General features: G+C 53.9%; 20 protein-coding genes and 1 pseudogene. 15 read left to right on the top strand and 6 right to left on the bottom strand.

Annotation, left to right across the window (positions count from 1 at the left end):
- Positions 1–106 precede the first annotated feature (106 nt).
- Entirely contained in the window at positions 107–1120 is a 1014-nt protein-coding gene (locus HA48_RS14675; RefSeq protein WP_128601982.1) for a LacI family DNA-binding transcriptional regulator, read from the bottom strand.
- A 113-nt stretch (positions 1121–1233) separates the two neighbouring features.
- Here HA48_RS14675 and HA48_RS14670 point away from each other — a divergent pair, with 113 nt between their 5' ends.
- Together HA48_RS14670 and HA48_RS14665 are read left to right on the top strand one after the other, a co-directional pair.
- Positions 1234–2064 carry an SDR family oxidoreductase gene (locus HA48_RS14670; protein WP_128601981.1) on the top strand — a complete coding sequence of 277 codons (831 nt, stop codon included), beginning with the start codon at positions 1234–1236 and terminating at the stop codon, positions 2062–2064.
- A 7-nt stretch (positions 2065–2071) separates the two neighbouring features.
- Entirely contained in the window at positions 2072–3214 is a 1143-nt protein-coding gene (locus tag HA48_RS14665; RefSeq protein WP_128601980.1) for a phytanoyl-CoA dioxygenase family protein, read from the top strand.
- A 97-nt stretch (positions 3215–3311) separates the two neighbouring features.
- Here HA48_RS14665 and HA48_RS14660 read toward each other — a convergent pair whose 3' ends face one another.
- Complete coding sequence (locus HA48_RS14660) at positions 3312–5459, bottom strand: beta-glucosidase family protein (RefSeq protein WP_128601979.1); 2148 nt, start codon at positions 5457–5459, stop codon at positions 3312–3314.
- 36 nt (positions 5460–5495) lie between these two features.
- On the bottom strand, positions 5496–6155 hold the full coding sequence (locus HA48_RS14655) for a TetR/AcrR family transcriptional regulator (RefSeq protein WP_208613135.1): 660 nt from the start codon (positions 6153–6155) through the stop codon (positions 5496–5498).
- 164 nt (positions 6156–6319) lie between these two features.
- Here HA48_RS14655 and HA48_RS14650 point away from each other — a divergent pair, with 164 nt between their 5' ends.
- Together HA48_RS14650 and HA48_RS14645 are read left to right on the top strand one after the other, a co-directional pair.
- Positions 6320–7213: an EamA family transporter gene (locus HA48_RS14650; protein ID WP_128601978.1), complete on the top strand. Its 894-nt coding sequence runs from the start codon at positions 6320–6322 to the stop codon at positions 7211–7213.
- Between the two features lie 41 nt (positions 7214–7254).
- A complete protein-coding gene (locus HA48_RS14645) occupies positions 7255–8331 on the top strand; it encodes an NADH:flavin oxidoreductase (RefSeq protein WP_128601977.1) in 1077 nt (358 codons plus the stop codon).
- Between the two features lie 95 nt (positions 8332–8426).
- Here the strand turns inward: HA48_RS14645 and HA48_RS14640 are convergent, their stop codons facing one another.
- Positions 8427–8765 (bottom strand): cupin domain-containing protein, encoded by a 339-nt coding sequence (locus tag HA48_RS14640; RefSeq protein ID WP_128601976.1) that lies wholly within the window; start codon positions 8763–8765, stop codon positions 8427–8429.
- Between the two features lie 556 nt (positions 8766–9321).
- On the opposite strand from HA48_RS14640, the gene HA48_RS14635 reads away from it, so the two are divergent.
- The 10 genes and pseudogenes from HA48_RS14635 to HA48_RS14590 all read left to right on the top strand — a co-directional run bounded on the left by HA48_RS14635 (position 9322) and on the right by HA48_RS14590 (position 20202).
- On the top strand, positions 9322–10308 hold the full coding sequence (locus tag HA48_RS14635) for an autoinducer 2 ABC transporter substrate-binding protein (protein ID WP_128601975.1): 987 nt from the start codon (positions 9322–9324) through the stop codon (positions 10306–10308).
- A gap of 260 nt (positions 10309–10568) precedes the next feature.
- Positions 10569–12089, top strand: a complete 1521-nt coding sequence (locus HA48_RS14630; protein WP_128601974.1) for a sugar ABC transporter ATP-binding protein — start codon at positions 10569–10571, stop codon at positions 12087–12089.
- Entirely contained in the window at positions 12082–13071 is a 990-nt protein-coding gene (locus HA48_RS14625; RefSeq protein WP_128601973.1) for an ABC transporter permease, read from the top strand. Before HA48_RS14630 ends, HA48_RS14625 begins: the two co-directional genes overlap by 8 nt.
- 1 nt (position 13072) lies before the next feature.
- Positions 13073–14026, top strand: coding sequence for an ABC transporter permease (locus tag HA48_RS14620; RefSeq protein ID WP_128601972.1), 954 nt, complete (start codon positions 13073–13075; stop codon positions 14024–14026).
- 28 nt (positions 14027–14054) lie between these two features.
- Positions 14055–15691, top strand: a pseudogene (locus tag HA48_RS14615) (FGGY-family carbohydrate kinase).
- Positions 15691–16311, top strand: coding sequence for a KpsF/GutQ family sugar-phosphate isomerase (locus HA48_RS14610; RefSeq protein ID WP_128601971.1), 621 nt, complete (start codon positions 15691–15693; stop codon positions 16309–16311). The pseudogene HA48_RS14615 and the gene HA48_RS14610 overlap by 1 nt, the downstream one beginning before the upstream one ends.
- A 172-nt stretch (positions 16312–16483) precedes the next feature.
- Positions 16484–16876 carry a VOC family protein gene (locus HA48_RS14605; protein WP_128601970.1) on the top strand — a complete coding sequence of 131 codons (393 nt, stop codon included), beginning with the start codon at positions 16484–16486 and terminating at the stop codon, positions 16874–16876.
- A gap of 114 nt (positions 16877–16990) precedes the next feature.
- On the top strand, positions 16991–17566 hold the full coding sequence (locus HA48_RS14600) for a TetR/AcrR family transcriptional regulator (protein ID WP_128601969.1): 576 nt from the start codon (positions 16991–16993) through the stop codon (positions 17564–17566).
- Between the two features lie 962 nt (positions 17567–18528).
- Positions 18529–19005, top strand: a complete 477-nt coding sequence (locus HA48_RS14595) for a nuclear transport factor 2 family protein (RefSeq protein WP_128601968.1) — start codon at positions 18529–18531, stop codon at positions 19003–19005.
- A gap of 189 nt (positions 19006–19194) precedes the next feature.
- Entirely contained in the window at positions 19195–20202 is a 1008-nt protein-coding gene (locus HA48_RS14590) for an alpha/beta hydrolase (RefSeq protein ID WP_128601967.1), read from the top strand.
- A 188-nt stretch (positions 20203–20390) separates the two neighbouring features.
- On the opposite strand, the gene HA48_RS14585 is transcribed toward HA48_RS14590, so the two are convergent.
- Entirely contained in the window at positions 20391–21116 is a 726-nt protein-coding gene (locus tag HA48_RS14585) for a type 1 glutamine amidotransferase (RefSeq protein ID WP_128601984.1), read from the bottom strand.
- 112 nt (positions 21117–21228) lie between these two features.
- On the opposite strand from HA48_RS14585, the gene HA48_RS14580 reads away from it, so the two are divergent.
- A complete protein-coding gene (locus HA48_RS14580; RefSeq protein ID WP_128601966.1) occupies positions 21229–21996 on the top strand; it encodes an AraC family transcriptional regulator in 768 nt (255 codons plus the stop codon).
- 140 nt (positions 21997–22136) lie between these two features.
- On the opposite strand, the gene cynS is transcribed toward HA48_RS14580, so the two are convergent.
- Positions 22137–22607, bottom strand: a complete 471-nt coding sequence (gene cynS / locus HA48_RS14575) for a cyanase (RefSeq protein WP_128601965.1) — start codon at positions 22605–22607, stop codon at positions 22137–22139.
- Positions 22608–22618 lie beyond the last annotated feature (11 nt).

Genomic DNA, 22618 nt, shown 5'->3' with positions numbered 1-22618 from the left:
GAGTCGCGCTGAGGTCAATATTCGATGAAATAGGGCCATAAAAATGCAAACGAGCATAATATGCTAACGACTAAGCTCAACGTTTCAATGCTTATCAATCAATGCATCAGATGTTGTAAGGCGTTACAACAATCACGCGTGATAACGGTATTTCATCCTCTGTCTCCGGCAAAAAACCATGAAAACGCAGGATTGCGCTAAAGGCCGATCGTGCGTCTTCATTCAGGTCGTGATCAATCACCGCATCCATTTTTTCCGCAGCCAGCAGTCTGCGGTTCTCCTCATCCAGATCGTGACCAATAAAGACTTTTATATCGCGTTGCATTACTGAAAAAGCCTGTAGAATCGCGCTGTTGCCCCCGCCCACGCTGTAAACAGACTGGATAGAGTGATCTTTTTCCAGCGCGTTGCGCATCTGTGTAAAAGTCAGCGAATCGATACCATATCCTTCACTGACGGCCAGGTTCTTCAGATAGGGTGCCTGCTGATTTAGCGCCTGAACGAAGCCCGCCATGCGCTGTTCTTCTCCACGAAAATCCGTACTACCGATCACTACCGCGACCGTTTGCGCCTCTTTCAAAAGCCATCGGGAGAGAAGCCATGCTGCTGTTCGTCCCGCACCGATATTATCCATTCCCACATAGCAAACCCGACTGCTGTTTGGCAGGTCAGTAACCAGTGTAATCACCGGCACGTTAAGCTCCGCCAGCTCTGCAATAGCGCTCTCAAGTAACGGATGATCGCTGGCTTTGAGCAGTACACCGTAGCTGTCATTGCCGCAGCGACGCAGTTCGCGTTGCAATGCTTCAGGCGTCACCTCTTCAAAAATGTGACAACGCAGCGTCAGCCGGAAAGGCGCAAAGCTCTTAAGCTGAGAAAGCAGCGCTGCCACCGTCAGTGAGCTGAAGCGTTCCGGCGCATGCATCACCAGATCGATCGGCAGTGTGCGACCACTTGCAAGGCTGGCGCGCTGCTGTAATTCCAGATCGCTGATGGCCTGAGCAATGCGTCGGGCAGTACGGGGACTCACACTGCCGCGCTGGTGCAGCGCTCTGTCGACCGTAGCTTTACTGACGCCAGACTGAGCGGCGATCTGTTTAACAGAGAATGACCTTGCCATGAATTGAGGTCTTTTTGAGGTTATGTAGGCGTATTGTTAACTGAATGTAATTGCTATGGTCAGGCTAAGCAAGCAGACAACCCCTGGATCACCTCAATATAAAAGGACCACAAATGGACCTGAGTGAAAACAGTAGTTTCAACAATAAAGTGTTTGTTGTTACCGGCGGAACGCAGGGACTGGGCGCCGCTGTTGCCCACCTGCTGGTAAAGCGTGGAGCGCGGGGCATAGTGATTTGCGGGCGTAACGCGAAAGCCGGACGTGAACAGGCAGAACTCCTCAGCCATACCGGGTGTGAAGTGATATTTGTTGAAGCGGATATCAGCTCAGCAGAAGCCTGCAGAAAAGTGGTGGCAGCAGCGGAATCGGCGTTTGGCACGCTGCATGGGCTGGTGAACTGTGCGGGTATGTCCGATCGCGGCACTATCCTCGACACCTCTCCGGAATTGTTTGATGCAATTATGGCGGTCAACATTCGCGCGCCGTTTTTTCTGATGCAGGCGGCGATCAAACTGATGATTGCCACAGGCGTTGAAGGCAGCATTGTCAATATCATTACCATGACTTCTCATGGCGGCCAGAGCTTCCTGACAGCCTACGCCGCATCCAAAGGCGCGCTGGTCACGCTGACCAAAAACGTGGCTTTCAGCGTCATGCGCAATCGTATCAGGGTAAACGGTCTGAATATTGGCTGGATGGACACGCCACATGAGCACGATATTCAGCGGCAATATCATGATGCTGATGAGAATTGGCTTAGCAAAGCTGAGCAGGAACAACCGTTCGGGCGCCTGCTGAAGCCAGCCGAAGTCGCACGTAGCGTAGCGTTTCTTCTTTCTGAGGAGTCAGGAATGATGACAGGCGCGGTGATCGACTTCGACCAAAGCGTGGTGGGCTGCGGCGACAACGGTGGCTTTCAGCCATCACATGCTCTGACTCTGTGAGGTAAAAATGAACACTCTCTTTATCAATGACAGCCATCTCTCCCTTGATAAGTTCGCTACGCTGTGCGCGCAAACGCTGCGTAAAGACGATTTTCCCCTGGCACGTTCCGCCGATAAAAATGTGCTGATCTACCATCGTGAAGATCTGCTGGCCGCAGCAGCTACAGATCGTCAAAGCTTGTTATGTGAGCTGCATCAGGCATTGTCTGCCGGACCGGGCGTGTTCGTGGTCCAGGACTTATACAGCGACGTCTCCGTTATAGACCGCAGCAATAGCGTGTTTGAAGATATTCTCGTCAGTGAAGCAGCAAATGGCGGCGGTGGCGACCACTTTGCCAAAGCTGGCAGCAATGGCCGTATCTGGAATGCGCTGCAAAAAGTAGCAGAGCGTGACGCCGATGTATTCATCGAATACTACAGCAATCCCTTGCTGGCGCTGATTTGCGAAGCCTGGGTCGGCCCCGGCTATGAAATGACGGCACAGGTGAACCAGGTTCGTCCGGGCGGTAAAGCGCAACAGCCGCACCGGGATTACCATCTCGGATTTCAGCTCAATGAGGTAGTCGCCCGTTTCCCGCTGCCGCTGCAGATTCTGTCACAGTACCTGACACTTCAGGGTGCGGTCGCGCACAGTGATATGCCGCCAGAATCAGGGCCGACCCAGCTTTTACCGTGGTCGCAGCAGTATGCAGAGGGCTATCTTGCATGGCGAGATCCGCGTTTTATTGAGTTTTTCCAGCAGCATGCCATTCAGCTGCCACTTAAAAAAGGCGACGGATTGTTCTTCAATCCGGCGCTGTTCCATGCTGCGGGAAATAACACCACGCAGGACCACGTGCGTACGGCTAATTTACTGCAGGTCTCATCTGCCTTTGGCAAAACAATGGAAAGGGTAAATCACGTCAAAGTGATGGAAGCCATCTATCCTTGCCTGCTGAATAAAGCCTTAAGCGGTGAGCAGTTACAGGCGCTCGTGGCAGCAAGCGGTGAAGGCTACTCCTTCCCGACCAACCTTGATACCGATCCGCCGCTGAATGGCCTGGTGCCAAAAACTCAACAGCAGTTGTTACTGGAAGCGTTACAACAACGTTGTTCAGCTGAAGAGTTTATCCGGCAACTGGCAAACCATGAAAATAAGAGGAAAGCATAACCTTACGAATACAACAGGTATGGCGTAGTGCACTGACACATGCGCTACGTCATGCCGTCAGGAACTGAACTCTGTTTTATTCCTGCCCGTGGAAAAATCAGTAATGTATTTCTGACGCAGCCAGCCCGGCTACTGCGTGCAGCACGGCGTCGCTGGCCGTTTTGCAAAGAAGTACTCTGTACTGACCCGCTCTGGTGGTCCAGGCATGTTTTGGTTCATTCCAGCTGGCGACCACTCGCGGCTCCAGATCCAGTTCAACGTGGCAGCTTTCACCCGGCTCCAGATACACGCGTTTAAACGCGGCAAGCCGCGGCACATAGTGATTGTCATCCGGCTCGACAAACAGCAACGGCACGTCTGCACCGCCGCGATGTCCGCTGTTGGTGACCCTGAACGAGGCGGTGAGCTTTTTACCATCGGAGGTGACTTGCAGCTCGCCATACTCAAAGGTGGTGTAGCTCAGCCCGTGGCCAAACGGAAACAGCGGCACCTGTTGCGTGCGGGCGTGCCAGCGATAGCCAACGTCTGAGCCCTCCACGTCGTAATCCATATGGATGATACCGCCTTTAACGGGCGTGCCCGGCAGGGAGGTTGTGCTGGCCGGATCGGTCTGCTCCGGATGCGGCAGCTGCGCCTCAGAGGCCGGAAAAGTAACCGGCAGCCGGCCAGACGGATTTACACGACCAAACAGCACGCCGGCAACCGCCTCACCGCCACCGGAGCCGGGATACCAGGCCTCCAGCACCGCCGGTACTGCATCAAGCCACGGCATCGTCACCGGGCCACCGGTTTCCAGCACCACAATGGTTTTGGGATGCGTTGCTGCCAGCGTTTTGATCAGCGTGTTCTGCGCATCACTAAGTCCCAGCCCCTGCGAATCCAGCGCTTCGGACCGCCACTCATCGGCGAACACGATAACCGCATCCGCCCGGCGCGCGGCGCTGACGGCTTCAGCAAGGTTATCGCCGCTGAGATACTCAACGTCTGCTGCGCCCGATTCTGCGCGTATTGCATAAAGTGGCGACGATGGCTGGTAGACCTTGTCCGTCTGTATGCCCATAAAGTTAACGCCCGGCAGACGCAGACTGCCCACCGGTGTGACGCAGGACGAGCCGCCGCCTGCCAACACGCCGTGATCGGCATGTGCCCCCACCACCAGCAATCTTTGGGCACCGCGCGCCAGCGGCAGCACATCGTCCGCGTTTTTAAGCAGAACGATCCCCTGCTCCGCCTCACGCTGCGCGATCAGCCGGTGTGCCATATAGTCGATATCACCATGCGGCTGGGCTATGTGTTCAACGGCCCCTACAGCAAACAGGCTGCGCAGAATGCGGCGCACCATGTCATCAATACGGTTCTGCGGTACACGCCCCTCCGCCACGGCTCTCTTCAGCGGCTCACCAAACCAGACTTCTTCGTCAAGATTGGCACCGGACTGCACGTCCAGTCCGGCGAGCGCGGCTTTTTCTGCCGAGTGGGTGGCACCCCAGTCCGACATGACCCAGCCAGGGTACTGCCAGTCTCCCTTAAGAACATCACTAAGCAACCAGGCACTCTCAGAAGCCCAGTCACCATTGACCAGGTTATAGCCGGGCATTACCGAGCCTGGCTTGCCCGTTTCGATGGCCAGCTCAAACGCCAGCAAATCGGACTCACGCATGGCGGCTTCACTCAGATCGGAGCTGACGACCACCCGCCCTGTTTCCTGGGGGTTGAGGGCAAAATGCTTGACGGTTGAAACCACGTGCTGCGACTGAATACCTCGCACCGAGTGACCTGCCATGATGCCGGTCAGCAGCGGATCTTCAGAGAGGTACTCGAAGTTACGGCCGCCGCGGGGTTCGCGGATAAGGTTAGCGCCGCCTGCCAGCTGAACATTAAAGCCTTTGGCAAACGCCTCCCGCCCGACCAGCTCACCGGTCTGTTCGGCCATCTCAGGGCTGAAGGTCGAAGCCAGCAGCAGGCCCGAGGCCAGGGCAGTGGCATTATCGCCCGGACGAACATTGCCAAGAGCTGTAACGCCAAGGCTGGCGTCTGTCTGCTGCATGGCCGGAATGCCCAGGCGAGGAATGCCCGGATAGTAAGCAGCTGAGCCTATCGCGCCTTCAGGCAGCGGCTCATTACTCATCGGGATCGCCATCGGCCCTGACAGCCAGGCGTATTTCTCATCTTCCGTCATCTGCGCCAGCACGAGGCTGGCCTTTTCATCGGCCGTCAGGCCCGCTTTCTGCCACTCATGGTTCATCAGCTCTCCTTCTTTTACCGGTGATCTGCCGGCGCGTCAGGCGTTACCCTCCGGCCGGCCTTTTTTAAGTACGCTGACCAGCTGCATTCCTGCTTCAAGAATCTCACTGCGCGGCCGCGAAAAGCCGTCTTCCATCCAGTCCACCGCGATGTTCAGAAGCCCCCGCGCTACCGCTGTTGACACAATATTTTCCGTCACGCTACGCCCGGGGTTGAGCGTCTGCAGCAGGATTTGTCCCAGCATTTCACGCCAGCTTTTGCACACCTCCCGGGCTACCGGGCTGATGTACACGGCCTCAACGGCAAACATGCGCGCATCGTCAGGATCGGTGGTGAAAAAATTGAAAAAGCGCCCGAGCATCTCACGCATTTGAACGTCGGGCTCAGCAGTATTAACAGGTACATCCCGAATGATACCGATGATCCGCTGGCTGGTTTCACGGTGCAGGGCGAGGAAAAGCGCCTCGCTGTTCTGAAAGCTTTCATAAAAGTAGCGCTCCGTCAGGCCTGCTTCTTCGCATACTGCCCTTACGGTTGCATTGTGGAAGCCGCGCTCGGCAAAGATACGTGCTGCCGCATGCAGCAGCTTTTCCCGTCTTTCCAGCCGACGTTCTTCAGCGGAATTGCCGCGATACTGTCTCATAGCGCCTCCTGTAGCGTAGACCGCAATGCTAGATATGACATGATTTGATGTCAAAAAAATTCACCACCCTTTAATCATGTTACTGATCCGGCTTTTCAGTTAACCAGACTGCCATTCTCATTACTGAAACATATTTGACAACAAACAATGTCACAAATAGACTGCCGGACGCATTCAGTTTCTGACATGGACCGTTGTCACTATTGGCCGGAGTAGATATGTCTTTGAAAGATTTTGCGCTTGCGCTGGTCGTTATCGTTGCGTGGGGGTTGAATTTTGTCGTCAGTAAAATCAGCCTGGAAGGCGTGCCGCCTATGCTACTGGGCGCGCTGCGCTTTGCCCTGGTTGTGTTTCCGGCCATTTTTTTCTTCCGCCGGCCGCAAATACCCTGGCGCTGGCTCATCGCTTACGGCCTGACCATCTCCATGGGGCAGTTTGCTTTCGTATTCGAATCCATTAAACAGGGTATGCCGGCGGGCCTTGCCTCAGTTGTACTGCAGGCACAGGCGTTTTTCACGCTTATTCTGGCCTCACTGCTGCTGAAAGAAAAAATGACGCCGGCGGGCCTGACCGGCCTGCTGATAGCCGCAGGCGGACTGCTGTTAATCAGCGTTCAGGGCGCTCACGGGGCTCCGCTAAATGCCATACTGCTGACGCTGCTGGGCGCGCTGTGCTGGGCGTTGGGTAATTTGATCACCCGTCGTTTTCGCGGCGTGAACCCGATGGCGCTGGTTATCTGGGGCGGGCTCGTTCCGCCGGTACCGTTTTTTGCCCTGTCGTGGTTCATCGACGGACCGGACGTTATCGCCGCCTCGCTGCAGCACATTACGCTCACGTCGGTGCTGAGCATTATCTACCTCTCATTTGTCGCAACCCATCTGGGCTTTGGCCTCTGGAGCCGCCTGCTGGCCGTCTATCCGGCAGGTAAAGTGGCACCACTGTCTCTGCTGGTTCCGGTTGTCGGACTGAGCGCCTCCGTCTGCTTGCTGGATGAACACCTTTCCACGTCCCAGTGGTGTGGCTGCGCGCTGGTTATGGCGGGGCTCGTGGTAAACGTTTTTGGCTCGCGTCTGGCTCGCGCCGTCCGGCCACAGCGCGCCTCGGCACGCTGAAACACAGAACAGAACTCACTGAAAACCGCAGGAGAAACCAAGTGAAACCCGATCTGCTTACCCCTCTTACCCTGCCACGCGGCCCGGAACTGGCTAACCGCCTGCTGCTGGCGCCGCTCACCAATCAGCAGAGTCATCCCGACGGCACGGCCACTGAAGATGATTTTCGCTGGATTGAGAGCTGCGCCCGTAACGGCTACAGCATGGTCATGACCTGCGCTGCTAACGTGCAGGCGAACGGTAAAGCGTTTAAGGGGCAGCTCGGCATCTGGAATGACGCTCAGCTTCCCGGACTCACCCGTATGGCGGATATCATTCGCCGGCACGGCAGCGTCTCTTCCGTACAGCTTCACCACGGCGGCATGCGCGCCGGCTTTAACCTGCCGGGCTACGCCGTCGGGCCCAGCGCAAATCCAGCCTACGCCTCCCGGGGGCTGACGCAGGCTGAAGTCAGACAGCTGCGCGATGATTTCATCACCGCAGCGCTCCGCGCGCAGCGTGCCGGCTTTGACGGTGCCGAGGTGCACGCCGCCTTTGGCTGGATCCTCAGCCAGTTCCTGTCGCATACCCTGAACCAGCGTCAGGACAGCTACGGCGGCAGCACAGAAAATCGCGCCCGTCTGATTTTTGAAATCATTGACGGTATTCGTGAGGCCTGCCGCCCGGACTTCCAGATTGGCCTCAGGCTGTCGCTGGAGCGCTACGGCATGCGATTTGAAGATATCCTGTACGTTGCGCAGCGCGCGCTACGAGAGGGCAAAATCGACTATCTCGATCTGGCGCCGTGGGACATCAGCAAGGTCATGGAAGAGGGGGAGTTTGCCGGCCAGCGCGCAATCGACGTTTTTGCCCGCCTGCCACGCGGAGAAGTCAGGCTGGGCGCATCCGGAAAGATTATGAGCGCAGCCAGGGCCCGTCAGGTACTGGACGCCGGTCTGGACTTTGTCATGATCGGCCGTGCCGCCATCCTGCAGAACGATTTTCCGCATCAGGTGCTTCAGAATCCCGACTACATCACGCCCCCGCTGCCCGTCAGCGCCGCTTACCTAACGCAGCAGGGCCTCAGCCCCGACTTTATTAACTACATGCGCAACTGGGATGGATTTGTTGCGGAATGACCTGCCAACGTTAAAAGGAAGGACCATGCTCAGCTACGTTAGCTGTCCTTGGGTGATAATATGACATAACAATTTTGTGCAAATTTGCGACAGGATTAAGGGAGGTCAGAACGATCTCCTCGTGGCGTCGGATGTGAAATAACTATAAATTCAACAGAAGACGCCGTATCATTTTTGGCCTGATGCTTTGCTCCTGGCGGGATTTCCAGCCCCTGCTGAGCCTCTATATGGTGTATCTCACCTTCCAACTCCATTGAAAGAACACCCTTGAGCACAAAGAAAAACTGTCTGGAAACGGAGTGAAAGTGTCGCTTTTCAGCAGTGCCCGGGGGCATTTTTTCATGAATCACCAACATGTCCTGACGGTTAACCAGATACCAGCCATCGCACTCATCGCCCCAGACATAATGCTCCGCATTATCTTTTGAAATCACGACCCTTCTCCTTTAAGCACGTACCTATATTTCAATAACGTAAAATACCGTAACTCAAGCTGACATCATCCAAAGAGCTCCTCCAGTCATAGTATGGATAGTGACGATGTTCATTAGCTCCCTCTGTGGAAATAAGGGCTCAGGATTAGCGGAAATTTCATGCATCACGCAGGCTTGTCGTCCAGGGCAGGCGCACGATTACTCCTCTGCTCTCGTGACCCTGTTCACACTCTGCTCAAATAAAACGCATCGCTGCGGTCTGCCTGCCGGAAAAATCTCTCCCTCACACTTTTATGTTAAATAATTGTTATACCATTAGGCTAATCTTGTTAACAAAAGCTCACTCTACACTTTGAAAACCCACTCAATGAATTCTCAAATGGATATTTTTAACCTTAAATTAACATACATAATTATATAAATTAACAACTTTGGGCATTGCTCACATTCTGCTCAATAGCTTGCGAAAAGGGATATCTCCTTAAGTTAATCTCTGAACGTGGATGTAATAGCAGTAGCCTGTCCCCTTATCAGAACCTCATAGAAAGGTAACGAAATGAAATTCAACCTCGCATTAGTCAGTGCATGTGTGGTTTCCGCATGCATGTTATTTACAACACCCGTATTCGCCGCCAAACCTTATGATATCGCCGTCGTCGCCAAAGTTACCGGCATTCCCTGGTTCACCCGCATGGAGGTCGGCGTAAAAGAAGCGGCGCAGAAACTGGATGTCAACGCTTACCAGGTCGGTGCTTCCACCCCAGATCCGGCTCAGCAGGTTAAAGTCATTGAAGATTTAATCGCTAAAAAAGTTGACGCAATCATTGTGGTACCTAATGACGCTAAAGTGCTTGAGCCGGTGCTGAAAAAAGCCCGCGATCAGGGCATCATCGTATTAACGCATGAGTCGCCGGACCAGCAAATTGGCCAGTGGGATGTAGAAACCATCGACAGCCAGAAATATGCTCAGGCCAACATGGACGAACTGGCAAAAGATATGGGTGGCAAAGGGGGTTATGCTATTTATGTCGGCTCCCTGACCGTGCCATTGCACAATGCGTGGGCCGATGCCGCAATCAAATATCAGAAAGAGAAATACCCGGACATGCATGAAGTGACTTCACGTTTGCCGGTGGCTGAAAATATTGATAAGTCTTACTCCACTACGCTGGATTTAATGAAAACCTATCCTGACCTGAAAGGCATTATCGGGTTCGGCTCGCTCGGCCCGATCGGTGCCGGTCAGGCTGTACAGCAGAAACGTGCGAAAAATAAAATCGCGGTTGTCGGTATCGCTATGCCAGCCCAGGCGGCGCCCTATCTGATGCGCGGTGATATTAAGAAAGTCCTGCTGTGGGATCCGAAAGATGCCGGTTACGCCCTGGTGACGGTTGCCGATCAGCTGCTTCAGGGTAAAGAGGTTACCAAAGACCTGAGTATCGAAAAACTGGGCAAAGCCGATGTAGATATGGATAAAAAAGTGATTCGCTTTAATAAAATTCTTGAAGTCACACCAGAGAATGCGAAATCACTTGGCTTCTGATCGGACGTTTTAATTATTTTATTTTCCGGAGATTCATTATCTCCCGCGCCACACCAGGCAAATAGAAGCAGATACGGCGTCGTATGCTGTGCTGTATCTCAACTTCTGATCAGACAATAAAAATTTATACCCTGAATAATTCGGGTTGGGTCAAAGCAGAACATGCGTGAATCCCTGCGATCACATCATTTGGTGAGGCGGGTGAACGGATGCAGCCATATCCCCGGCCCGAATATACCCGGTATGCTAAAGGATCTGTGATGAATACGCTCAACACGTCCCCTGCCCCTGCTGAAGCCTTTATCAGCCTTGAGAAAATCAGCAAAAAATTTCCCGGCGTATTAGCGCTGGATAATGTCAGCCTGACGCTTAATAAAGGCGAAGTACATTGTCTGGCCGGTCAGAATGGCTGTGGAAAAAGCACCATAATTAAAGTCATTTCCGGTGTCTATCAGCCAGAAAAAGGTGCGGCAATTACGCTGGACGGAAAACTGTTTCATACCCTGACGCCGCAGCTCTCTTCCTGGTACGGCATTCAGGTTATTTATCAGGATCTCTCTCTCTTTCCCAATCTGTCGGTGGCCGAAAATATTGCCATTCATCGTTATCTACCGGGCGGTGATTTTTGGGTACATCGCGAGTCAATGCGCAAAAAGGCTGTGGCGGCGATGCAACGGGTCGGAGTTTCTCTGGATCCGGATCGTAAAGTAGAAAAGCTTTCGATCGCTGACCGTCAGTTAGTGGCAATATGCCGCGCAATCGCCGCTGACGCCACGCTGGTGATCATGGATGAACCTACGGCATCACTGACCCGCACTGAGGTTAATGGCCTGCTGAGAGTGGTGAGTGAGCTGAAAGCCGCCGGCATTTGCGTAGTGTTTGTCAGCCACCGCCTGGATGAAGTGATGGAAGTGGCCGACCGTATCAGCGTGATGCGCGACGGCAAACTGGTCGGCACCTGGCCGGCCAGTGAACTCGACAGCAATGAGCTGGCGTTCCTGATGACCGGGCAGCGCTTTACCTACAGCCACCTGCCGCACCGGGCGCCCGCCGGGGTGACGCCGCTGCTGGAGGTTAGCCATCTGAGCCGCAAGGGCCAGTATCATGATATCTCGCTGTCGCTGCGTCAGGGCGAGATCACCTCGATTATTGGCCTGCTCGGTTCAGGGCGAACAGAACTCTGCCTGAGCCTGTTCGGCATGAGTCAACCGGACAGCGGTGAGATCCGCATCAACGGCAATGCGGTGAAATTCCACTCTAACCGTGACGCTATCCGGCACGGTATCGCCTATGTGTCAGAAGACCGTCTGACGCAGGGGCTAATCATGGAGCAATCCATCTATGACAATACGCTGGTATCAATATTCGACAAGCTGCACACCCGCGCAGGGTTGATGGATCACCGCAAAGCCGCGTCGGTGGTGCAAGATCTGATCCGTGACCTGAACATTAAAGTTTCGGACAGTAACTTACCCGTAAAGACGCTTTCCGGCGGTAATGCACAGCGTATCGCCATCGCCAAATGGGTGGCGACGCAGCCACATATCCTGATCCTCGATTCACCCACTGTCGGCGTAGATATAGCCAACAAAGAGGGGATCTATCGTATTGCACGCGATCTGGCGGAGTCCGGCATGGCGGTGCTGATGATTTGCGATGAGATCCCGGAGGCGTATTACAACAGCCATCGCGTGCTGGTAATGCGCAAAGGCGAACTGGTCGCGGAGTTCGCGCCGCACCAGAGCAGCGAAGCGCAGATTGCGGAGGTGATTAATGGGTAACAGATCTCTCTCGAAACTGCTTTCACAGCACGAATTCTGGCTGGGATTACTGGTTCTGATGTTGGTGATTGGTCTGAGCGTCCGCACCAGCGAGTTTATGACGCTGGGTAACCTGACGGACGTCGCCACCAGCTACGCCATTCTCGGCATTCTGGCCTGCGGTCTGTTTGTGGTGCTGATCGCCGGTGGCATCGATATCTCCTTCCCGGCCGTCACCTCCATCGGCCAATATGTGATGGCGAGTTACATTATCCATCACGGCGGCAGCTTCCCGCTGGCCTTTGCCATGTCGATGGGGACCGGTTTGCTGCTTGGGCTGGTCAACGGTTTTCTGGTTTACTGGCTGCGCGTACCGGCGATCATCATCACTATCGCCACGCTGAATCTGTTCTACGGTTTGCTGGTGTATCTCACCAACGGCACCTGGCTGTACGGTTTCCCCGACTGGTTTATGAACGGCATTAACTGGTTCTCCTTTACTGCCGCCGATGGTTACGACTATGGCCTGACCCTGCCCCTTCTCAGCCTGCTGGGGGTGATCATCGCTACTGGTGTACTGATGAATCGTACCCGCGTGGGGCGCCAGATTTACGCCATGGGCAGCAATCGTGACGCCGCGTCGCGTCTCGGTCTGAATATTTTGCGGCTGCATTTTTACGTCTACGGTTTTATGGGTTTGCTGGCAGGCATTGCTGCCGTGGTGCAGGCGCAAATCACTCAGTCGGTCGCCCCCAACTCCCTGCTCGGTTATGAACTGACGGTACTGGCGGCGGTAGTTTTAGGCGGCACCAGTATGACCGGCGGGCGCGGCTCGCTGACCGGCACCATACTGGGCGTGATGCTGCTGGCCTTTCTGCAGAATGGTTTGACCTTACTCAGCATTTCATCTTACTGGCATCAGGTTTTCAGCGGCGCGATCATTCTGGTCAGCATCAGCAGCACCGCATGGAATGAGAAACGCAAACTGGCAAAGGGGATGTGACATGACAACCTTAAACCGACTCCTCCCCGGCGACCGCATTATCCGTTTGCAGTTGCTGATTACCGTCGCCGTTGCCGTGCTGTTCTCGTTCACGCTGGGCGGCAGCTTCTATAGCATCGGCAATTTCCAGTCGATCGCTTCACAGTTACCGATTTTGGGCATGCTGGCGCTGGGGATGGGGATCACCATGCTTACCGGCGGTATTAACCTTTCCATCATTGCCGGTGCCAATGCCTGTTCGCTGGTGATGGCGGCCATTCTGGTGGCGCACCCTAACCAGCCGCAATATTTCGCGCTGGCGATGCTCGCCGGACTGGCCGTGGCGGTAGTGATTGGCGTGCTTAATGGTGCGCTGATCGCGTATATCGGGGTTTCGCCAATTCTGGCGACGCTCGGTACCATGACGCTGATCGCCGGGTTGAATATTCTGCTGACCAACGGCGCGGTGCTTTCCGGTTTTCCGGCGGCCATTCAGTATCTCAGTAACGGCAGCCTGCTGGGCATTCCGGTTGCCCTGCTGTTATTCCTGCTGGTGGCGCTACTGCTGTGGGTCTTACTGGAACACACCACGCTGGGTCGCAGCCTGTATCTGATGGGCTCCAACGAACAGGCGACGCGCTTTAGCGGTGTTAACACTCACAGAGTCACCATCGCGGTTTACGTGCTCTCTGCGCTGCTCGGATGGGGTGCAGCACTACTGATGATGTCCAAATTTAACTCGGCGAAAGCGGGCTATGGCGATGCTTATTTGCTGGTGACCATTCTGGCGTCTGTGCTCGGCGGAGTTAATCCCGACGGCGGTTTTGGCCGGGTCATCGGGCTGGTACTGGCGCTGATCGTTCTGCAAATGCTGGAGAGCGGCCTGAACCTGATGGGCGTCAGCAGTTACCTGACCATGGCTCTCTGGGGTTGCGTCCTGATCCTGTTTATCGCTCTGCAAAACAGAAAATCATAAGCGAAGGCTTTTTAAGAAAGGAAAGAACATGGCGAGTTATTTTATTGGCATAGACGTAGGAACCGGCAGCGCCGCGCGGGCGTTTTTGATATGACTGGCCGCATGCTCGGCCAGGCCAGCCGTGAGATCACGCTATACCGCCCGAAAGCCGATTTTGTTGAACAGTCTTCTGATGAGATCTGGCAGTCTGTCTGTAACGCTGTGAGAGACGTGATCAGTCAGGCGGATATCAATCCGATTCAGGTAAAAGGCATCGGTTTTGACGCCACCTGTTCGCTGGTGGTGCTGGACAAAGAGGGCAAACCGCTAACCGTCAGCCCGTCCGGACGCAGTGAGCAAAACATTATCGTGTGGATGGATCACCGCGCCATCACGCAGGCAGAACGCATCAATGCCACCGGCCATCGCGTGCTGGAGTTCGTTGGCGGGATTATTTCACCGGAGATGCAGACGCCCAAACTGCTCTGGCTGAAACAGCACATGCCGACCACCTGGAACAACGTCGGGCATCTGTTCGACCTGCCCGATTTCCTGACCTGGCGCGCCACGCAGGATGCTACACGTTCATTATGTTCTACCGTGTGTAAATGGACATATATCGGTCACGAAGACCGCTGGGATCCGAGCTATTTCCGCCAAATCGGCCTGGAAGATTTGCTGGAAAACAACGCGTCGAAAATTGGCAGCGAAGTGAAAACCATGGGTGAGCCGCTGGGGCATGGTCTGACACAGCGCGCCGCCGCAGAGATGGGGTTGATCGCAGGCACCGCGGTCAGCGTCTCGATTATTGATGCCCACGCAGGTAGCCTGGGCATCCTTGGTGCCAGCGGTGCATCCGGCGAATCCGCGGACTTTGACAACCGCATTGCACTGATTGGCGGCACGTCTACGGCACATATGGCGATGTCGCGTAGCGCGCGCTATATCAGCGGGATCTGGGGGCCGTATTACTCAGCGATCCTGCCGGATTACTGGTTAAATGAAGGTGGACAATCCACCACCGGCGCGTTGATTGATCATGTCATTCAGTCGCACCCCTGCTATCAGGATCTGCTTAAACAGGGCAAAGACAGCGGTAAGAATATTTACGAAGTCCTGAACGGCATTCTGCGTAAAATGGCGGGCGAATCAGAGAATATCGCGTTCCTGACCAAAGATATTCACATGCTGCCCTATTTTCACGGCAACCGCTCACCGCGCGCCAACCCGACCCTGACGGGCACCCTGACTGGCCTGAAATTGTCACGCACCCCTGAAGACATGGCGCTGCATTACCTCGCCACCATTCAGGCGCTGGCGCTCGGCACTCGTCACATTATTGAGACCATGAACCAGAGTGGTTACTGCATTGATACCATGATGGCGTGTGGCGGCGGCATCAAAAACCCAATCTTTGTGCAGGAGCACTCCAACGCGACGGGCTGCGCGATGCTGTTGCCGGAAGAGAGTGAAGCGATGCTGCTTGGCAGCGCCATGATGGGTACCGTCGCGGCGGGCGCTTACGACTCGTTGCCGGAAGCGATGGCAGCCATGAGCCGTATCGGTAAAACCATCACGCCACAAACCAACAAAATCAAAGAGTATTACGATCGAAAATACCGCGTCTTCCATGAGATGTACCACGACAGCATGAAATACCGTCAGCTGATGCAGGGAGAAGCCTGATGAGTGCGGAAGAGGAATTTACCCTGGCGTGTCAGGGCTGGCAGACCTACAGCCAGGAGTTACTGGCGCTGCAGCATAATCTCAATGCCACGACCTGGCAGCAGCTGCTGATGCTGGTCACCGGCTGCAAGGGAAAAATTGCCGTGACGGGCGTTGGCACCTCGGGCATTGCTGCGCGAAAAATCGCTCACATGCTGGCATGCGTCGAGCAGCCGGCTGTGTATCTCAGCGCTACCGATGCGGCCCATGGCGATCTGGGCTTTATGCGCAGCAACGATCTGATGATCCTGATCTCACGAGGCGGCAACTCTGAAGAGCTGACGCGTCTGTTGCCGACGCTGAAAACCAAAGGCGTGACGATTATTAGCGTGACGGAGAATCCGGACTCAGCGATTGCCCGCGCCGCTACGCTGGTGGTGAAAACGCATATCCAGCGTGAAATTGACCCGCTTAATATGTTAGCCACTACTTCAATTGTGCTGGTGCTGGCGGTGTTTGATGCGCTGTGCGGCAACATCATGCTGCGCAACGGTTTCGATCAGAAGCAACTGTTGGACGTTCATCCGGGCGGAAATGTCGGTAAAACGTTGCGCGAACAGTCGTCAAATCCACAGGAATAGATCCGGTATAATGCATCCCAGTTAAAGTTAAAGCCTGAACCCACGGCCGAAATCTCAGACTTAAAGCACAGTGGCGTTTCAAAAAAACAGCAAAACTTGCTGATACAGGGTGAGAAAATTTCTTATCAGGCCAGGCGTTTACTAACCCGTTTACCCGAGGAGACCTATATAAATGTCAGTGACTAACGGTGCGCATCATATTGGCTTAGCTGTCAGCAAACTTGAAGAGAGTGCTGAATTCTTCACAAAATTGTTGGGCTGGGAAGAGGTTAAACGACGCGATGATTATCCTGCCATCTTTGTAAAAGATGACTCACTAATGATCACGCTCTGGAAAACGCAAACAGAAGAGCCGCTTAAATTTGATCGTAAAACGAACGTCGGGCTCCATCACCTGGCTTTGCGGGTTAACAGTCAGGAGGCAATGTATCAGCTTCTTGAGGTATTAAAGGAAAATCAGATTGAGATTGAATTTGAGCCAACCCTTCGGGGCGAAGGTCCATCAATGCACATGATGTGTTACGAACCGAGCGGCATCAGAGTCGAATTCTACTACGCTGCATAGTTGCTTTCTGACGTTTCTCTGCAGGAAATGCCCGGCTCAGGACTGAACGTCATTATTTCCGGAAATTTTTCAAAAATCATTGACTGAGTAGAACGTTGGTTCTACTTTTAGCGCATGAACAAGAAAACAACGAATACCCGGGAAAAAATCCTGGAAACTGCCGAGCAGCTTATCTACCAAAACGGCATCCACGCAATGGGCATGGACCTTTTGGTTAAGACCTCCGGCGTTGCCAGGAAGAGTATTTATCGCCATTTCGCAAACAAAGAGGACGTGGCGTCGGCTGCGCTGACTGAGCGCGACGAACGGTGGATGCATTGGTTTAGAACCGAGTCTGATAAAGGTGACACGCCTCAGGAGCGCATTCTGAATATGTTCACCGTTCTGAAAAGCTGGTTTGAGTCTGAAGGCTTCCGCGGCTGTGCGTTTATTAACACGGCCGGAGAGGTGGGTGACCCGGACGATCCTGTGCGGCAGATAGCCAAAATGCACAAACAGAAGTTGCTGGATTATGCGCTTGAACTCAGCGTTCAGTTGAACATTGAACATCCTGAGGCGCTTGCCAGAAAGCTGATGATTCTGTTAGAGGGCGCTATCACAACGTCATACGTGATGGGCGACTGTAGTGCCGCAGATAAGGCGCGGGACATTGCGAAAATGATGCTGGAACAGGCCTCACCCGGAACGTGAGTATCGCAAACAATCTTTAACCCGGGCGCGAAATGCCCGGGACGCTTGCCGGCAGGTTGCACGTTGGTGCCAGGGCCTGCTGTGCCAAAGGGGAAAACCTGACCAGCCCGCAACATGAAGGTTATCCTGGCATTTCGTACACACCTATTTATTAATAATCTTATATTTATGAAGATCAGATAACTGTCTGTTAAAAATATGATGGCAATAAAATAGCTGTCAGACATCAATACAACATGCATCAAACTACCACTCTCTCATCCTATTTCCTCCCCTTGCATATTCTCTGGAAAAATAAATAAAAAGGCAGATTTCTTTTAAAGAGATTGTGAAACTCCCTGCAAAACGGGCTTATGCATAGCCCGTTTAAAACTCAAACTCCTGAAAAATTCGATGCCCTCTGTTACTAAGGAAAAACCGCCATCGGGAACCTTCACGACTGCACTTCGGCTCGTTTAAACCTGTTTATCCCGCGGCTCTATTTTTTGCTCCGCGCGGTATAACACCATTCTTTACTGAGTGTTTTGACCGGTGTTGAAAATACTTATCGACTCAGGTTATTCACCCTCAAGCGACATTTTACGCCCCTCCTCTTCCTGCTTAACGCCCGAAAACAGATAAACTTAAATAGTTAATTATTACTTTAAAAACAGGTAATTAATTGAGTTTTTACGGCAAAGCTGCGCCCCTCAGAATTGTTTATCCAAAAAAAACTGTTGACGAGGTAGAACGATCGTTCTACCTTTAAGCCACAGACAGGGTACGGGGCGATACCGGTAAAGAACTCCGGAATCTGCAGAACGGTTTTCTTATCAGAACTCAGAACGGCATTAACGCCAGCAGCGTGAGCTCTCTTGTCGGAAATTCAGAAGTTATAAAAGATTTTTCTGTAGTGGACCCTTTGTCGGGTCTGCGTAACAAAAACGATTTTTACCCAAATCAAAATTTACAGGAGTTTTACCATGACCGATTCACAAGTACGTCCACCGCTTCCTCCTTTCACTCTGGAAACAGCAATTGAGAAAGTACGCCTTGCTGAAGATGGCTGGAACAGCCGCGATGCAGCTAAAGTTGCACTGGCTTACTCGCTGGATACCAAATGGCGTAACCGTGCTGAGTTCGCAAATAACCGTGAAGAAGCGCAGGTCTTCCTCGACCGTAAGTGGAAAAAAGAACATGAGTACCGCCTGATCAAAGAGCTGTGGGCGTTCGGCGGTAACCGCATCGCGGTCCGTTATGCTTACGAGTGGCACGATGACTCTGGCAACTGGTTCCGCTCATACGGTAACGAGAACTGGGAGTTTGAGGCCGATGGCCTGATGAAGCGTCGCTTCGCCTGCATCAACGACATGCCTATCAAAGAGAGCGATCGTAAGTTCTTCTGGCCACTGGGTCGCCGTCCGGACGATCACCCAAGCCTGTCCGACCTGGGTCTGTAAGTCATTCACCCGCGTCAGGCCCGCGACTGCTGTCATAGCCGGGCCTTTTCTCAACCAGCTGATGTAAAAAAATAAGCGGGTTGTAGCGGGGAAACCAGCTCCGTTTTGCAGGTGAACATTGTTACCGGGGCATTAAAGCTTCCATTTACATAGCGAGCTATGTAATAGCACAATATTAAAGGCCATATTATGAAACTTAAATCCATATTGCTGACTGCCGCAATGGCGGCCGTTTCAGCCAACAGCTTTGCCGATGCACCTCAGCCAGAGCGTCACGTGCAGGAATTCCTGAAGGCGCTGAACGGCGTCGGCGGCAAGCCGATTGAGCAGCTGTCTCCGCAGGATGCTCGTCAGGTACTGATCAACGCTCAGAAAGGCGCAAAACTCCCCGCCGCTGACGTCACCGAAAAGACGATTAACGTTGATGGCGGGACAATCAAACTCAACATCGTGAAACCGCATAACGCGCAGGGAACCCTGCCCGTCTTTATGTTCTTCCACGGCGGTGGCTGGATCCTGGGCGATTTTGCGACGCACGAACGTCTCGTACGTGACCTGGTCAGTGAGTCCGGCGCGGCGGCCGTCTTTGTGAACTACACCCCATCGCCGGAAGCGCATTTCCCTGTGGCAATTAACCAGGCGTATGCGGCAACCCGTTGGGTAGCCGAACACGGAAAAGAGATTGGCGTTGACGGCAAGCGCATGGCGCTGGTCGGCAACAGCGTCGGCGGCAATATGGTTGCAGCCGTGGCCCTTCAGGCCAAACAGTATAAAACGCCAGCTATCCGCTATGAGGTCATGTTGTGGCCTGTAACTGACGCGCATTTCGATACCGGCTCTTATAACCAGTTCGAAAACGGGTACTTCCTGTCGCGTAACATGATGAAGTGGTTCTGGGATGCCTATACCACCAAAGAGAGCGACCGCAATAACATTCTGGCTTCGCCGCTGCGCGCGACCCCCGAGCAGCTGAAGGGACTGCCGCCGGCGCTGATCCAGACTGCCGAACTTGATGTGCTGCGCGATGAAGGTGAGGCTTATGGACGCAAGCTTGATGCCGCCGGCGTTGACGTAACGGTCACCCGCTATAACGGCCTGATCCATGATTATGGCCTGCTGAACGCGCTGAGTGATGTGCCTGCCGTACGCGCCGCGCTTGGTCAGGCCGCTTACGGGATTAGAGAACACCTGAAATAGCCGCATGTAGCTGGCCGGCTCTGCCGGCTGGTCACTGACCCGGCTGGCTGTCGTCCGGATTAGCACGCAAATTCACCGGAACCGGGCCATTTAGCGCTTCTCTTTGCCCCCATTAAGTGCGTGACCCTGCTTAATTGGGGGCTTTTTTCATTCGTGCTCTTTAACGCCGTCCAGTTCGTCCGGTCAGCTTATGCCGCCGACTGACGGTAGCGGTATTCGAGTTTATCAAGGAAGGTGAACAGCACTCTGTTCATTTCACTGTAGTCATTGGCCCGTAACGCATTGCGAGACTGAACAAAACGATAGTCGGCAGCGCGATTTAAATCTCCGTCGGAATTAGCGATCAGCATTTCGACAACTGCCGGCGTAAGTTCCATATGACACTGAAAACCGTAAACCAAACCGGAATAAGCCACTATCTGACGCGGGCACCCTACGCTCCAGGCTATGATCTCCGCCTCAGGCGTAAGTCCGGGCATATCGTTGTGCCAGTGGCCCACTTCAAGCGTACTGCCAAAGTGAGAGAACAGTTCGTGCATCCTTCCTTTATCGGTCATGACGATCGGGAATTTGCCTATCTCTTTTTCCGGGCTGTGGGCAAATGCCGCACCTAATGCTTCACCAATCAGCTGGGCACCCAGGCAGACGCCGATGACGGCTCTGCCCAAATGTACGGCAGAGGCAATCAGGGCCTGCTCGGCGCCGGAATTGAAGTGCGGGCACTCGTCGAGGGTAACGGAAGGATCCTGCGGACCGCCCATGACGATCAGCAGATCAATGTTCCGCGCATCGTCGGGAAGTGGCTGCCCGGCATAAACGCGGGAAAAGGTGACCTTATGGCCACGGATCATGGCCCATGTCTCGTAAACGCCGGGCGCCTCGAAAGTTTCATGCACAATAAAATGTACCCGCACTGGAATAAGCTCCTGAATTTTGGTGTTCATTAAATAAATTGCGCTATTCCGTTAAAGCTCCGGCCTGGATAGCGTTTCAGGGATCATGTTAAACGTAAGAGGGTAATCTGAAATGCCAGTTAGCATGGATAAAGCGCCAAGACACGATGACGAAACGGGCTGGTCAGCCACGGCCATCACTTACCGGCGCGGTGAGGTCGATCTGCCCCATTACCATCTTGAAGGGCAACTACTGTTCGCGATCCGGGGCGTTATGCTGGTTGAAACCGCAGAGAGGCGATGGGTTATTCCACCCCAGCGCGCGCTCTGGATCCCGCCTTTAAGGGTTCACTCATACAGGCTTCTGTCACGTACGGAACTGCGTGCGGTGTACGTCAGCAACCGCCTGATTACTGAATGTTCAGATTTCACCCGCAGTGGCTGTGTTCATGAAATAAACGCGACGCCACTGGTCAAAGAGCTTATTGCCGGGCTTTTTACGGATGTACATAACGGCCTGATAAAGAAGAGGATGGTGCGGTTACTGCTGGAATTACTCTGCGAAGCCCCTCTGACATCGGCAGAACTTCCCATGCCACAGGATGAACGATTATCTCGTGCAGCAAACGAGCTGATGTTCAGGCACCGCTGGGAAGCGTCTTTAACAGATATGGCTGACATTGCTACTATGTCGGAACGATCTTTCTCCCGCCTCTTTTTACGTGATACGGGTTTCAGCTTCAGAACCTGGAAACAGCGCGCCAGAATATATGCATCATTAGACCTGCTCTCTGACAACGTTCCCGTTAAGCAGATCGCCTGGCAGCTCGGCTTTTCATCTCCGGCCACCTTCTCTGCTGCGTTTCATTTAGTGATGGGCGTCACGCCTGGTGAGTTCTGAACTGACGTGACCGTGGCTGGCTGGCTGGCTGGCTGGCCACCTGATTGACATCCGTCCTCATATTCATCGCAAGGCACGGCGGAGATAAGCGCAGAGGCAGCCCGGCCACCATGCAGGCGCCGGGCCGAATCAACGTAAAGTCAGAAAGGCCTGGTGGGCAGATATTTGCCGTCCAGGGTGATCACGGCACGGTGACCGCCTTCCGGATCTTCAACTTTCTTAATGTCCAGCTTGAAGTTAATGGCGCTGATGATGCCGTCGCCGAACTTCTCGTGAACCAGCGCTTTAAGAGTGGGGCCATAGACTGACATCATCTCGTAAAAACGATAGATGGTCGGGTCAGTCGGTATGCCCTCTGCAAAGCTCCCGCGAACCGGGATCGACTGCAGCAGCGCCACCTCATCGGCATTCAGGTCGAGCTTTTTACCCACGACTTCCGCCGCGCTGGCGGGCAGCGGATGCTGGCCAAGCAGGGCTGCCGTCACGAAAGCTTCGGACAGGCCCGTTCCGTCAACGATTTCAGCAAAGGAGAGATCTTTGCGGGCCTTTGCCAGAATGATGGTCTCGGTCAGTGCATGACGTGCGGTCTGGGTTACTTGAGTCTGGATCATGGTCTCTTCTC

Source organism: Pantoea wallisii (assembly GCF_002095485.1).
GTDB classification, from domain to species: Bacteria; Pseudomonadota; Gammaproteobacteria; order Enterobacterales; family Enterobacteriaceae; genus Pantoea; species Pantoea wallisii.
The sequence above is the reverse complement of the archived record's forward strand: the minus strand, read 5'-3'. Positions and strand labels throughout refer to the sequence as shown.